The sequence below is a fragment of the Algorimicrobium bowmanii genome, from assembly GCF_054031195.1.
Genome location: NZ_CM132929.1, coordinates 2,759,076 through 2,774,032, shown reverse-complemented (window position 1 = coordinate 2,774,032; position 14,957 = coordinate 2,759,076). Strand labels below are relative to the sequence as shown.

At 33.3% G+C, this 14,957-nt stretch carries 12 protein-coding genes and 1 tRNA gene; 12 read left to right on the top strand and 1 reads right to left on the bottom strand.

Going from position 1 to position 14,957, the window contains the following annotated elements:
* The first annotated feature begins 271 nt into the window (after window positions 1-271).
* The 7 genes from topA to ACW5R3_RS12435 all read left to right on the top strand — a co-directional run bounded on the left by topA (window position 272) and on the right by ACW5R3_RS12435 (window position 9,921).
* Window positions 272-2,812 carry a type I DNA topoisomerase gene (topA, locus tag ACW5R3_RS12465; protein WP_456577343.1) on the top strand — a complete coding sequence of 847 codons (2,541 nt, stop codon included), beginning with the start codon at window positions 272-274 and terminating at the stop codon, window positions 2,810-2,812.
* A 6-nt stretch (window positions 2,813-2,818) separates the two neighbouring features.
* Window positions 2,819-3,985, top strand: a complete 1,167-nt coding sequence (locus ACW5R3_RS12460) for a formimidoylglutamase (protein ID WP_456577342.1) — start codon at window positions 2,819-2,821, stop codon at window positions 3,983-3,985.
* Window positions 3,986-4,148: 163 nt separating this feature from the next.
* Entirely contained in the window at window positions 4,149-5,519 is a 1,371-nt protein-coding gene (porK, locus tag ACW5R3_RS12455) for a T9SS ring complex lipoprotein PorK/GldK (protein ID WP_456577341.1), read from the top strand.
* Window positions 5,520-5,574: 55 nt separating this feature from the next.
* Window positions 5,575-6,228: a type IX secretion system motor protein PorL/GldL gene (porL, locus tag ACW5R3_RS12450; protein ID WP_456577340.1), complete on the top strand. Its 654-nt coding sequence runs from the start codon at window positions 5,575-5,577 to the stop codon at window positions 6,226-6,228.
* A gap of 51 nt (window positions 6,229-6,279) precedes the next feature.
* Window positions 6,280-7,830, top strand: a complete 1,551-nt coding sequence (gene porM, locus ACW5R3_RS12445; RefSeq protein WP_456577339.1) for a type IX secretion system motor protein PorM/GldM — start codon at window positions 6,280-6,282, stop codon at window positions 7,828-7,830.
* A 47-nt stretch (window positions 7,831-7,877) separates the two neighbouring features.
* A complete protein-coding gene (gene porN, locus ACW5R3_RS12440) occupies window positions 7,878-8,777 on the top strand; it encodes a type IX secretion system ring subunit PorN/GldN (RefSeq protein ID WP_456577338.1) in 900 nt (299 codons plus the stop codon).
* A gap of 100 nt (window positions 8,778-8,877) precedes the next feature.
* Entirely contained in the window at window positions 8,878-9,921 is a 1,044-nt protein-coding gene (locus ACW5R3_RS12435; RefSeq protein WP_456577337.1) for an NAD(P)/FAD-dependent oxidoreductase, read from the top strand.
* Here ACW5R3_RS12435 and ACW5R3_RS12430 read toward each other — a convergent pair.
* The gene (locus tag ACW5R3_RS12430) at window positions 9,911-10,294 is read right to left on the bottom strand and encodes a DUF983 domain-containing protein (protein WP_456577336.1); all 384 of its coding nucleotides are present in this window, start codon (window positions 10,292-10,294) and stop codon (window positions 9,911-9,913) included. The two genes, ACW5R3_RS12435 and ACW5R3_RS12430, sit on opposite strands and share 11 nt — an antisense overlap.
* An 82-nt stretch (window positions 10,295-10,376) precedes the next feature.
* Between ACW5R3_RS12430 and ACW5R3_RS12425 the strand changes: the two genes are divergently transcribed.
* The 5 genes from ACW5R3_RS12425 (at window position 10,377) to ACW5R3_RS12405 (ending at window position 14,957) form a co-directional block, all read left to right on the top strand.
* A complete protein-coding gene (locus ACW5R3_RS12425; RefSeq protein ID WP_456577335.1) occupies window positions 10,377-12,284 on the top strand; it encodes an ABC-F family ATP-binding cassette domain-containing protein in 1,908 nt (635 codons plus the stop codon).
* 117 nt (window positions 12,285-12,401) lie between these two features.
* The gene (locus ACW5R3_RS12420; protein WP_456577334.1) at window positions 12,402-13,142 is read left to right on the top strand and encodes a leucine-rich repeat domain-containing protein; all 741 of its coding nucleotides are present in this window, start codon (window positions 12,402-12,404) and stop codon (window positions 13,140-13,142) included.
* 69 nt (window positions 13,143-13,211) lie between these two features.
* On the top strand, window positions 13,212-13,391 hold the full coding sequence (locus ACW5R3_RS12415; RefSeq protein WP_456577333.1) for a CPXCG motif-containing cysteine-rich protein: 180 nt from the start codon (window positions 13,212-13,214) through the stop codon (window positions 13,389-13,391).
* 119 nt (window positions 13,392-13,510) lie between these two features.
* Window positions 13,511-13,583, top strand: a tRNA-Met gene (locus ACW5R3_RS12410).
* A 54-nt stretch (window positions 13,584-13,637) separates the two neighbouring features.
* The gene (locus ACW5R3_RS12405; RefSeq protein ID WP_456577332.1) at window positions 13,638-14,957 is read left to right on the top strand and encodes a tyrosine-type recombinase/integrase; all 1,320 of its coding nucleotides are present in this window, start codon (window positions 13,638-13,640) and stop codon (window positions 14,955-14,957) included.

Genomic DNA, 14,957 nt, shown 5'->3' with positions numbered 1-14,957 from the left:
ATTATTTTTCACACTGTGACAAAGTGTCATATAATATTAATTTGTTTGCTTATTATGTACTTCATTAGGTCTATATAATAGGTTGCTGTCTTTGATGAAGAAGAAACGTTATAATGAATTAAACATAATTTCTTGGTTTAATCCGCCTATTTATAATTGAATAAACTGGTGTGTTTTTATATCAAAATTGACGAAATATAATAGAGGAAGCTTTAAAAATTAGGAACATGTACTTTTTTTGACATACATTTGTAGCCTTAAAAAACGTGAAATGGCAAAGAATTTAGTAATTGTTGAGTCTCCTGCAAAGGCAAAAACAATCGAGAAATTTTTAGGAAAAGATTTTAAAGTAGAATCCAGTTTTGGGCATATAGCCGATTTACCTTCCAAGGAATTAGGTGTTGATGTTGATGGCGATTTTAAACCTAAGTATGAGGTTTCTAAAGATAAAAAAGCGGTTGTAAAAAAACTTAAAGATTTAGCAAAAAAAGCAGAAACTGTTTGGCTAGCAAGTGATGAGGATCGCGAGGGAGAAGCTATTGCGTGGCATTTAGCAGAGTCTTTAAAATTAGATAAAGACAAAACAAAACGTATTGTATTTCACGAAATTACTAAAACAGCTATAAAAAAAGCTATCGAAAACCCACGCGGCATTGATTATGATTTGGTGGATGCTCAGCAAGCCCGACGTGTATTAGATAGAATTGTAGGTTATGAATTGTCGCCAGTTTTATGGCGTAAAGTAAAAGGAGGCCTTTCAGCAGGACGTGTACAGTCCGTATCTGTACGATTAATTGTAGAGCGCGAAAGAAGTATTCAAGGCTTTAAGCCAGTTGCTTCTTATAGAATAGATGCCGAATTTTCAAACGAATCCGGTCATACTTTTAAAGCTAAATTACCTAAGAATTTTTCGTCAAAAGAAGAAGCTCAGGCATTTTTAGAAACGAACGCTAATGCAACGTTTAAAGTAGGTGATTTAGTTAAAAAGCCTGCTAAAAAATCGCCAGCACCACCGTTTACAACGTCAACTTTACAACAAGAAGCGGCACGTAAATTATATTTCTCAGTAAGTAAAACCATGACTATGGCGCAGCGTCTATACGAAGCCGGTTTAATTACTTATATGAGAACAGATAGTGTAAATCTTTCTGATGAAGCTAGAAAAGGTGCTCAAGCTGAAATAGAAAGTGCTTATGGTGCTAAATTTAGTAAACCAAGAACATATAAAGGAAAGTCTAAAGGGGCTCAAGAGGCTCACGAAGCCATTCGTCCAACTGATTTTTCTAACCATACTGTAAATATGGACCGCGATCAAGCGCGTTTGTATGACTTAATATGGAAGCGTGCTATAGCATCTCAAATGAGTGATGCAGAGTTGGAACGTACAAATTTAAAGATTGAAGCCTCTACTCACGATGAAACGTTTACAGCTAATGGTGAAGTTATTACGTTTGAAGGTTTCTTAAAAGTGTATTTAGAAGGTACCGATGATGAAGATGTAGAGCAAGATGGTATGTTGCCAGCTATGAAAGTAAATGAAGCCTTACTAAATAGTTACATAACAGCAACCGAGCGTTATACTAGGCCACCTGCACGTTTTACAGAAGCAGCTCTGGTTAAGAAATTAGAGGAGTTGGGTATTGGACGTCCGTCTACATATGCACCAACTATTTCAACTATTCAAAATAGAAACTATATAGAAAAAGGCACCGTTGATGGTGTGGATCGTGATTACACCTTGCTAACACTTAAAGATGGTGTTGTTGAAAATAAGGTGCTTACTGAAAAGGTAGGTTCTGATAAAGGGAAGCTTGTACCAACGGATATTGGTATGATTGTTACCGATTTTTTAGTTAATCATTTTGATGCTATTTTAGATTATAACTTTACAGCAAAAGTAGAGGAAGATTTTGATGAAATAGCGGAAGGTAAAGTGAACTGGACTAAAATGATGAAAGACTTTTATAAAGACTTTCATCCTATCGTAATAGATGTTCAGGAAAATGCCGAAAGAGAATCTGGTGAGCGTATTTTAGGAAAAGATCCTAAAACAGGTAAGCAAGTTAGTGTGCGTTTAGGGAAATTTGGACCAATGGTTCAGATTGGAACTGTTGATGATGAAGAGAAACCACAGTTTGCTAGTTTGTCGCCAGACCAACAATTAAATACAATTACCTATGAGGAGGCAATGGATTTATTTCAATTGCCAAAAGCATTAGGGGAGTATGAAAATTTACCAGTTGAAGTTAATAATGGCCGTTACGGACCATATGTTAAGTTTGGCGATCAATTTGTTTCTTTACCAAAAGGAACCGACCCGTTAAGTGTAGAGTTGGATGATGCGATTGTTATTATAAAAGAAAAACAAAAAGCTGACGCTCCCATATATATGTATAAGGATTTACCTGTTCAAAAAGGTAAAGGACGTTTTGGGCCATTTATAAAATGGAACAATATGTTTATAAATGTGAATAAAAAATACGATTGGGATAATTTATCAGATGCGGATATCGTTCAGTTAATTGAAGATAAAATCCAAAAAGAGATAGATAAAGTTATTCATAATTGGGAAGATGCCGGAATCCGTGTTGAAAAAGCACGTTGGGGTCGTCATAATATTGTAAAAGGTAAAACGAAAGTTGAGTTACCTAAAACGCATGACGTGTCTGAAATGACCTTAGAAGAAGCAGAGGCTATTTTAGAAAAAAATGCGCCTAAGAAAAAAGCGACCAAAAAGAAGGCAGCTCCTAAAAAGAAAAGTACAGCTAAGAAAACAGCTACAAAGAAAAAAACAACTACTAAAAAGAAATAATAGCTAATGAATTTTAATTTTTTGACCCCAGTACCCGATAGTGTTCTAAATCATAACGAATTATTATCACCGCAAGCGCTCGGAAAAAAAATTAGAATTCATTCAGTCGAACACGGTAAACCAGATTTAGATGGTGTGCAATTAGCAATTATTGGTGTTTTAGAAAATAGGAATGCGGTTGATTATATAGGGGAGGATTTTAATTTAAATGAAATTAGAAAATCCCTTTACGCACTCTTTCCTGGTAATTGGCATACCGAAATAGCCGATTTAGGCGATATTCAAAAAGGCGAATCTATTGAGGATACCTACTATGCTGTTAGAACGGCTGTCTCTTTGTTAATTCCCAAAGGCGTAATTCCTATAGTTTTAGGAGGGAGTCAAGACTTAACCTATCCCATGTATCGGGCATACGATGCTTTAATGCCTATGGTTAATATTGCTAATGTCGATTCTAAATTCGATTTAGGCGATTCTACAAAACCTATAAAGAATAAAAGTTTTGTTGGTAAGATTATACTTAACGAGCCATATAATTTATTTAATTACGCTACAATTGGGTATCAAACCTATTTCAATTCTCAAGAAGAAATAGATTTAATGGATCAATTGTATTTTGAATCGTATCGATTGGGAGCGGTTTCAAACGATATAACCTTGGTTGAGCCAGCATTAAGAGATGCGAATATTGTGAGTATAGATTTAGGATCTGTAAAAGGGTCGGAAGTCGGAATCAAACAACAAGAATCACCTAATGGATTTGATGGGAAGGAAATCTGTGCCATCTCTCGTTATGCAGGTATTAGTAATAAAGTAACGTCGTTCGGTATTTTTGAGTATAAACCATCCAGTATAGATGATTTAACATCAGGTCTTGTTGCGCAGATGTTATGGTATTTTATTGAAGGCGTAAATTACCGAATTAAAGATGATGACTTTTCTAACGAAAATAATTACCAGAAATTCATAACTTTGGTGGATCACCAAGAGCTGATTTTTTACAAAAGTATCAAAACGGGGCGTTGGTGGATTGAAATACCTTTTTTAGAAGAAATAAATAATAAATTAAAAAGGCATACGTTATTACCATGTACACATGAAGACTATCAGGAAGCCTGTAAGAATAATGTTCCTGAAAGATGGTATAAAGCGTACCAAAAGAACTGTGTTTAGAACTTTAACATTTTAAAGAGTCGACTCATCGATTAACCGCATTTTTGTGCGTTAAAGCGGTTAGTTTTCGGAAAAAAAAGTTGTTTTTTACAAATTATATAAATATGTTTACGCTCTTAAAAATTTTAAGGCCAAAATAATTAACCTCGAGTATTCTATGGATATGAAAAAATTAATTTTATTAACTGCAATTTTAGCTGTGCTTACTAGCTGTGGATCTGGTGACAGAGGACAACTTGTAGGAGTTAAAGGAAAGAAATGGCATCCCGAAAAACCGTTTGGAATGGAACTAGTTCCAGGAGGTGCTTTTATTATGGGTAAAGCAGACGACGATCTTGCTGGTGTGAACGATGCGCCTGCAAAAACAGTTACGGTTCGTTCTTACTATATGGATGCAACTGAGATTACAAATTCAGAGTATAAGCAATTTGTAGAGTGGGTACGTGATTCAACAATTAGAACACGTTTAGCTATTCTAGCTGATGAGGTTGGTTTAACACAAGCAGACGCAGGTACTATTGGTGATTATGCTTTTGTTGATTCAGATCCAGAAAATATGTCTGTGTATGAGAAGTACATGTATGATAATTATTCAGGGTTAGGTCCAACAGGTTATGAAGGTCGTAAATTAAATAATGATATTGAAATTGAATTCGATACAGCTAATTATTTAGATGAATATTATGCAGAAGTAATGGATACCATGTATTTACCTTTAGAGGAGTCTTATAATGGTCAGCGTACTTGGGATGTTAAGAAATTTAAATTCCAATACACGTACATGGATATTGAGAAGGCTGCTAAAATGCATAACAAAGGTAAAAAGCGTTCTGATTTCTTAATTACAGAAGCTGTTGAAGTATATCCAGATACTACAGCTTGGATTCGTGATTTTGCTTATTCTTACAATGAGCCAATGCATAACGATTATTTCTGGCATGCTGCTTATGATGAGTATCCTGTAGTTGGTGTGTCTTGGAAACAAGCAAATGCTTTTTGTGAATGGCGTACGCTTTACCACAATGCTTACAGAAAAGAAAAGAAACAACATAATGTAGCTAAGTACCGTTTACCTTCAGAAGCTGAATGGGAATATGCAGCACGTGGTGGTTTGCAAGCAGCAACTTACCCTTGGGGTGGGCCTTACACTAAAAACGACAGAGGTTGTTTTATGGCTAACTTTAAACCTTTACGAGGAGATTATGCAGCAGATCAAGCATTATATACGGTAGAAGCTAAGTCTTACGAGGCAAACGATTATAACTTATATAACATGTCTGGTAATGTTTCTGAATGGGTACATGCATCTTACGATCCATCTTCTTATGAATTTGTTTCTAGTATCAACCCAAGTGTAAATGATATCAACAACAATCGTAAAGTTGTTCGTGGTGGATCTTGGAAAGATGTAGCATACTATTTACAAGTAAGTTCAAGAGATTACGAATATGCTGATTCGGCAAGAAGTTATATTGGCTTCAGAACCGTACAAGATTATTTAGGTACAGATATTACACTAAACGGTCTTAACTAATAGAAAATTAAACTAAACTTTAAACTAATAATTAACTTAATTAAAATTAAAAATTATGGCACAATCAAAAGGATTTAAGAAATTTATGGCAATGGCTTACGGGTTAGGTGCATCTGTAGTTATTGTTGGTGCTTTATTCAAAATTACGCATTTTGAATTAGGCCCATTAACAGGTAATGTAATGTTAACAATTGGTCTTGTTGCAGAAGCATTAATCTTCGCGATTTCTGCCTTTGAACCTGTAGATAATGAATTAGACTGGTCTTTAGTATATCCAGAATTAGCTGGAGGACAAAAAACAGCAACTAAAAAAGCTGCTAAAGCTCAACCAGAAGAAACTCAAGGATTATTATCTCAAAAATTAGATAACTTATTAAAAGAAGCTAAAATTGATGGTGAATTAATGGCTTCTTTAGGAAACAGTATTAAAAACTTTGAAGGTGCTGCAAAAGGAATTGCTCCTACAGTAGATTCAATTGCTGCAACTAAAAAATATGGTGAAGAATTATCTTTAGCAGCTGCACAAATGGAGTCTTTAAATAGCCTTTACAAAGTACAATTAGAAAGTGTTAATCGTCAAGCTTCTATTAACGAAGAGTCAGTTGAAAACGCACAGAAATTAAAAGAGCAAATGCAATCATTAGCTTCTAACTTATCATCTTTAAACGGTGTTTACGGTGGTATGTTAACTGCAATGAACAAAAACTAATTAGGTTTTTGAATTATCAATTTTAATAATTAACAAAAAACTAAATTAGAAATGGCAGGAGGAAAATTATCTGCAAGGCAGAAAATGATTAACTTGATGTATTTGATCTTCATTGCAATGTTAGCATTGAATATGTCAAAAGAAGTGCTTTCAGCATTCGGCTTAATGAACGAAAAATTAGTCGAGTCTAACGAAGCTACTACTGAAAGAAACCAAGCTTTTATGGCTGGTTTGGAAGAAAAAGTTAACGAGCAACCAGCTAAATACCAACCATTAAAAGCTCAAGCTGATCAAATTAATGCATTAGCAAGCGACTTTAATTCGTATTTAACTGAATTAAAAAATCAAATGACCGCTACCGTTGACAATCCTCAAGATTATGAGGTTATGGATAAAGGTGATTTTTTAGATAACTTATTTTACAAAGGCGATAACTTAAAGCCAGAAGGACAAGAATTTTTAGACAAGATTACAGCTTTTAGAGAAGGTGTATCTGCAGTTTTAAAAACCAATCCTGATATGGCGGGTATAGCTGCAGATGTTGAGAAGAAATTTGCAACTGATGAAGTTACAAACCGTGATGGTAATAAAGTTGATTGGTTAAGCTACCACTATAAAGGATTTCCTTTAGTAGCTTCATTAACTAAAATGACTCAGTTACAAGCAGATGTTAAAACAACGCAATCTGAAGTTTTATCAGCTATGTTAGCAGGTAAATTAAAAAGAGAAGCGTCTTTAACAAACTTTGATGCGATTGTTGTACCAAGTAAAACAGCTTTCTTCTCAGGAGAAAACTTTACAGGAACAATTATCTTAGGTAAAAAAGATAACACGTTACAAGCTGATAAAGTAATCATTAATGGTGAAGAGTTAGCTAAAGAATCTATGCAAGCTGGTAAAACAATCTTAGATTTCCCTGCAGGTGCTGTTGGTGAAAGAGAGATTACTGGTGAGTTTCAATTTAAGGAAGGTGATTCTATTATCTCAATTCCAGTTAAAAGTACTTACGCTGTAGTACCTAAACCAAACTCTGCAACTATTTCTGCAGATAAAATGAATGTAGTTTACCGTGGTGTTTCTAACCCAATGACTATTTCTTTTGCAGGTATTCCAGATAATCAAGTAACAGCTAGTGCAGCAGGTTTAAAGAAAGCTTCAGGTACTGGTAAATATGTTATGAACCCAGGTTCTGGTCGTGAAGTAACAATTAACGTTAGAGGTACTTTACCTGATGGTTCTCCAGTAGGTGATAAAGCAACTTTCAGAATTAAAGATATTCCAAAACCAACAGGATCTATTAGTGGTCAAACAGGTATTGTGAAATTACCTCGTAACAGTGTTGAAATTTCAACTATTGGTGCGTTGTTAGATGAATTTGATTTTGAATTACCAATCCAAGTAACTTCATTTAAAATGAAAGTACCAGGACAGCCTTCTGTTAATGTAAACGGAACAAAATTAAACAGTCAAGCTAAAAATGCTTTACGTAAAGCAAAACGAGGAGATCAAGTATCTTTCTTTGATATTAAAGCTCAAATTAGAGGTAACTCATCTTATAAGTTAAAAGGTGTTTCTCCGGTAATTGTTGAATTAGCAAATTAATATAGGACTTAACTAGTTATAAGCCCTAATAATTAAAATTAAAACCGATGAATTATAAAAGTTTTTTATTAACCGTTTTAGGAATGTCTTTTGTGGCAACTTCTTTTGCTCAAGCAAATTTGTTGAGTGCTAAATCACCTGATGAAATTGGTGTGCGTACAGAAGCTCAAAAGGAAGTGGACAATGATAAACCATTAGAGTATGGTTATGTAGATGATAGAGATATTCTTTATTCTAAAATGACATGGGAACGCGTTGTTCTTGATGAGCGTGTTAACTTTCCGTTGTACTATCCAGTAGATACGAACAATATTGGTAAGCATAGACGTTCTTTATTTGATGTTATTTGGAAGAATGTTAAAAACGGAAACATAGAAACCGTTTATGACGATTCATATTTTACAGCACAACGTACGTTAAAAGATTTACGTACTAGTATGGCTAAGGTTGATACATTAGATATCGGTTATGAGCAATATAATGCAGATGGATATGTATCTCCAGAATATATTATTGAGCGTAATATTTCATCTTATGATGTTAGCGCTTACCTTGTGAAAGGGTTATGGTATTTTGATAAGCGTCAAGCTGAAATGAAGTATCGTTTAATTGGTATTGCTCCAGCAGCACCAGATGTTAACTTTATTGATTCAGATGATGAAGCTAATAAAGAACCTATTCCTTTATTTTGGATATTTTACCCAGATGCACGTGATATTTTACATGAAGCTAAAGCATTTAATAATGAAAATAGCTCTGTACCATTTTCGTTCGATCACTTGTTAAATTCTAGACGTTTTAACGGCTATATTTATAAAGAAGAAAACGTTTATGGTGACCGTAAAGTAACCGAGTATATTGCTGAAAATGCATTAATGCAATTATTAGAATCGGATAGAATCAAAGATAAGATTCGTAATTTCGAACTAGATATGTGGGCTTACTAATTACAAGTTCCTAATCATAATAAAAAACGCCCACTTTTATAAGTGGGCGTTTTTTATTACATTTTGTTGTGGCTGTTTAAAAGCGCAGTACCTTTGTTGTATGAAAGTAGATTATTTTATTGTTGGTTTAGGATTAGCAGGTGTCGCTTTTTGTGAGCAATTACGTCAAGCTAACAAAACTTTTTTAGTGTTTGATGATAGTTCACAACAAGCTTCGGTTGTAGCTGCAGGAATGTATAATCCAGTTATTTTAAAACGGTTTACTGCTGTTTGGATGGCTGATGAGCAATTGGAGTTAGCTATTTCTCAATACCAAAATATTGAAAAACGTTTAGGAGTTATTCTTGATCATAAATTGAAAATATACCGACGCTTCAATTCTATCGAAGAACAAAACACCTGGTTTGAAGCTTCTGATAATCCTAAATTAGAGCATTATTTATCAACCAATATTATACCGAATACGAATACATTTATAGATGCCCCACATGGTTTAGGGGAGGTGCAAAATGCAGGTCGGATAGATACGCATATGCTCATTTCAATGTATAAAGAGGAACTTTTAGCTACTAATCAATTAGTAACTAATTCATTTGATTATCACGCTTTAGAAATCACTAATGATTACTTACAATATGATTCTTATCAGGCTTCTCAAATTGTTTTTTGCGAAGGTTTCGGTTTGCATAAAAATCCATATTTTAATTATTTACCACTTAATGGAACCAAAGGGGAAGTGTTAACAATAAAGGCTCCCGATTTAAAAATAGATTATGCGGTGAAATCAGGGGTGTTTATTATGCCGGAATCAGAAGACCATTATTATGTTGGGGCGACTTATAATTGGAAAGACAAAACCAATTTACCAACTGTAGAAGCAAAAGAAGAGCTACTAGCTAAATTAAAAACGTTTATCTCCTGTTCGTTTGAAGTTGTCAGGCATGATGCAGGAATTAGGCCTACAGTAAATAACAGACGCCCGTTAGTTGGTACACATTTTAATTATAAAAATATGCATGTGTTAAACGGTTTAGGTACACGTGGGGTTATGATAGCACCATACGCGGCTAAGGAGTTATTTAATTTTATAGAAACTGCCCAGCCTATGAATCCTGAAATTAGTATTGACCGTTTTAAGGTTTAATTTTATTCTTATCGTAGCTAACAAAGATATTTATCCAAATATTTCTCGATAAACGCATAATTATAGGGGCACATACTATTAGGGTACCTACAATAGCTATAAATGCTGTTAATAAGCCGCTTCCTAGAAATACAAAACTTATAATAAAAGCAGCTACTGCAAAAGCAATACCTACGGCATAACTAACATACATAGACCCATAAAAGAATGACGGTTCAATACGGTATTTAAAATGACATTTTGAACAGGTTTCATTCATGTCTAAAACCTCTTTAAGAATGTAAGGGTTCTTATTAACATACATAGATTCTTGATGGCATTTTGGGCAAGCACCGGTAAAAATACTATAAAGCTTTGTTCCTTTTGTTATCATTTTTATTAGTTTATTTTTGCATCTTGTAAGAATTACAAAATTAGCCTTTTATTTAATATAGTCCTGTAACAATTGTAACATAATGCTTAATATTCACAATCTTTCTGTATCCTTCCAAGGTGATTATCTTTTTGAAGAAATAACCTTTAAAATAACGGCAGGTGACCGCATTGGACTTATAGGTAAAAATGGTGCTGGTAAATCTACCATGCTAAAAATTTTAGCTAAAGATATGGAGCCTGACTCAGGTCAGCTAGCATCTGATAAAAGTTTAAGATTAGGTTTCTTAAAACAAGATATCGATTTTGTTTTAGGGCGTACAGTTTTAGAAGAATCTTATGAGGCTTTTAAAGAAATTAAAGAAGTAGAAGCCAAGTTAGAGTATATTAATAACCAATTAGCTGAACGTACCGATTACGAAAGTGAAGGCTATAATCAATTAATGATTGATGTTAATGATTTGCAACATCAGTACGAAATTTTAGGAGGTTATAACTATCAAGGTGAAACAGAGAAAATTTTACAAGGACTCGGATTTAAACGTGAAGATTTTAATAAACTAACCGATACATTTTCTGGAGGTTGGCGTATGCGTATCGAGTTAGCTAAGTTACTATTACAGAATAATGATTTATTACTTTTAGATGAGCCTACCAATCACTTAGATATCGAATCTATAATTTGGTTAGAAGGCTTTTTAAATAACTATTCCGGAGCAGTGGTTATTGTTTCTCACGATAAAATGTTTCTAGATAATGTAACCAATCGTACTATTGAAATTTCATTAGGGCGTATTTACGATTATAATAAACCGTATTCGCAGTTTTTGGTATTACGAAAAGAAATCAAGGAGCAACAGTTGGCTACACAAAAGAACCAACAAAAGGAGATTGAGCAAACCGAAAAGTTAATTGAAAAATTCCGAGCAAAGGCTTCTAAGGCTACCATGGCTCAGTCTCTAATTAAAAAATTAGATCGCATGGATCGGGTAGAGGTTGATGAGGATGATAATAGTGTAATGACACTTAATTTTCCTGTTTCTGTTATTCCAGGTAAAGTTGTTGTCGAAGCAGAAGGGATTACCAAAAGTTATGGCGATCTAACCGTTTTAAATAACATCGATTTACATATTGCTCGAGATATCAAAACGGCTTTTGTAGGGCAAAATGGTCAAGGTAAATCTACTTTAGCCAAAATTATTGTTGGTGAATTAAAACATGAGGGTTCCCTAAAATTAGGGCATAACGTTGAAATAGGTTACTTCGCTCAAAATCAGGCAGAGTATTTAGATGGTAATAAAACTGTTTTAGATATTATGATTGATGCGGCAAATGAAAAGAACAGAAGTCGCGTTCGTGATATATTAGGTTCATTTTTATTTAGAGGTGATGAAGTTGAAAAATATGTTCGTGTATTATCAGGTGGTGAACGAAATAGGTTAGCTTTAGCTAAATTAATGCTTCAGCCTTTTAATGTGCTTGTTATGGATGAGCCAACAAACCATTTAGATATAAAATCTAAAAACGTACTAAAAGATGCTTTAAAACGGTTTGAAGGGACTTTAATATTGGTGTCACACGATCGTGATTTTCTTCAAGGTTTAACCGATACGGTTTACGAGTTTAAAGATCATAAAATAAAAGAGTATTTAGGGAATATAGATTTTTACCTACAACAACGTAATGTTGAAAATTTACGTGAAGTGGAAAAGCGTGATGTTGAAAAGCAAGCTCCTAAAAAGAACACGAAAGCCAGTTATGAAAGTCAGAAGAAAGTAAAATCTTTAAAAAATAAGTTGAGTAATATAGAGTCGAAAATTCAACAATTGGAAAAAGATATTAAAGAGATAGACGTTGAGTTAGCTACTAATTATGATGAAGTGGTGTCAAATCCAGGTTTCTTTGATAAATATCAGGCAAAAAAAGATTCCTTAGAAATCTTAATGATGGATTGGGAAACAGTTCAGGAAGCATTAGATAAATTGGGATAATTAGTTCTAAGATATTGATAATGAATTATTGTAGACAATGTAATTCATCGATTAAATTTGTTTTTAAACTAAAATCATCTTAATATTGTTAAGATTTTTATCCCAAATTTATCATCTATGAAAGCTATTAAATTATCATTAATATGTTTGTTTATAACTACCGTATCTTTTGCAGGTATATCAACAAAAGAAAAAGCAGCACTTGTTGCTTTATATAATGCAACAAACGGGACACAATGGTCTACATCTTGGGATTTAAATAGCCCTGTTAGCTCTTGGTATGGTGTTTCTATTAAAAACGATAAGGTTGTTAGTTTAAGTTTGGAGCGGAATAACCTTCAAGGTATTCTACCTGATGCGATAGGAGATTTAGTTTATTTAGAAAATTTAAATTTTGGATTAAATCGTATAACTGGAACAATTCCAAATACCATTGGTAGCTTAAGTAATTTAAAAACCTTAAACTTATCTATGAATCAGCTTGAAGGCAACTTGCCTTTAGCTTTAACACAGTTATCAAATTTACGTGTTTTAGAATTAGGGAGTAATAATTTAAGTGGTACGATACCGTCACAAATTAATGCTTTAAGTAATTTAGAGAAATTAAGTCTTATAGATAATAAAATTAGTGGTGAAATTCCATCTGAAATAATGGAATTGTCAAAGCTTAAAGAGCTGGTTTTAGCAAGTAATGAGCTTTCAGGGGATGTTCCTTTTGAGCCTTCTTTTTTTCCTAACTTGAAAACCTTTATGGTAAGTGATAATAATCTAAATCAAGAGTATATTAGTATTATAAATGGAAATAACCCTAATATGATTGACTTAAATTCCGGATCAGTTATTTCAGATAATGATTAAAACATATTAAAATATAGTATTGAAAAGAGGTTATTTTATATAACCTCTTTTTTTTTGTAACTTCATAAAATGTTAGAACACTATTTTCAATGTCCGTATTGTTGGGAGCGAATATCTATGCTTTTAGATCGCTCACAACCTGAACATGTGTATATTGAAGATTGTGAAGTGTGCTGTAATCCTATAGAAATATCGGTGGGATTTGCTAACACGATTTTGAATACTTTTGAAGTTAGAAGTATAGAATAATATTTTTATATAAAATACTTGGTATTTCTAAAAAGTATTGTATATTTGCAGTCCGAAACAATTAGGTCGGCATTATGAACCGAAAGTTAAAAGCTAAGAAAATTGTTTCAGGTACAAATCGCGGGATAGAGCAGTAGGTAGCTCGTCGGGCTCATAACCCGAAGGTCACTGGTTCGAGTCCAGTTCCCGCTACTAAATTTAATCGTATTAAAAACAGCGGTTTGACTTTCGTCAAACCGTTTTTTTATGCATACAATTTTTGATTATCTTGCAGTCGAATTGCAAAATGAATACGAAAGTGAATACGATTTACATTTGAAAAAAAATTTTTCCACCCCTAAAATCTACTCAGCCAATGGCGATTTAAAAAAGCGTTGGTATATCTATTTTTCTTATCGCGATCCCGACTCGGGGAAACTTGTTAGGCAAACCCCTGTTTATGCGAATGCGAATAAATATAAAACCAAAGAAGAAAGATTATCTGTTTTAGTTGCTTATCGTAAAGCCTTATTCAAGCTACTTAAAAAAGGTTATAGCCCATATTCAGACAATAAGAAGATTCATGTTCATTTGACTAATAAAAACAGTCAGTCAACAAATACCAATATAACTACTTCGTTAAATAACCAAGGTCATTCCGATATTGAAAAGATTAAGCAAGTAAGTATGGGATATAAGGAAGCCTTTGCTTTTGGGTTAAAGCAAAAGGAGAAGCTGATAAACAATACTACCAAGAGAAGTTTTGAAAACAGATTGAAAAACTTTATAAAATGGGTTGAACAAACACATCCTAATGTCCAAGGAATTGATGAAATTAATAAAAAATTGATTTCAGAGTTTTTAAGTGATACATTGGAAAGAACAAGTCCGCGAAACCGAAATAATTTCCGAACCGATTTAGGAAGTATCATGCAAGTCTTATTTGATAATGACATTGTTCAAATGAATGTCATTAAACAGATTCCTGTTTTAAAAGCTATACCCAAACGGAATAAAACCTATACTCAAGATACCCAAGAAGAGATTTTCGATTATTTGGAAAAAGAAGATACTAATCTGTTGTTGTTTATAAAGTTCATTTCTTATAATTTTTTAAGACCTATTGAAGTCTGTAGGCTCAAAGTGGGGGATATAGATTTAAAAAATAAAACAATCAAATTCCAAGCGAAGAACAGTCCGATTAAAACCAAAATAATACCTGATTTACTTATAAAGGAATTGCCAGACCTTACAAAATTAAAGAAAAGAGATTCGTTGTTTACACCTAATGCTATAGGTGCAGAGTGGAACACTGATTTAGAGAATAAGCGAGATTATTATTCTAAGCGATTTAAGCGTGTAGTAAAAAATCATTTTGGTTTAGGGAAAGATTATGGTTTATATAGCTTTAGACATACCTATATCACTAAATTATATAGACATTTGGTAAAAGAATCTTCACCTTTTGAAGCCAAAAGTAAATTAATGCTTATTACTGGTCATACATCTATGTCTGCTTTAGAAAAGTATTTGCGTGATATTGATGCCGAATTACCAGAAGATTATTCACACATGTTAGAATCGTAA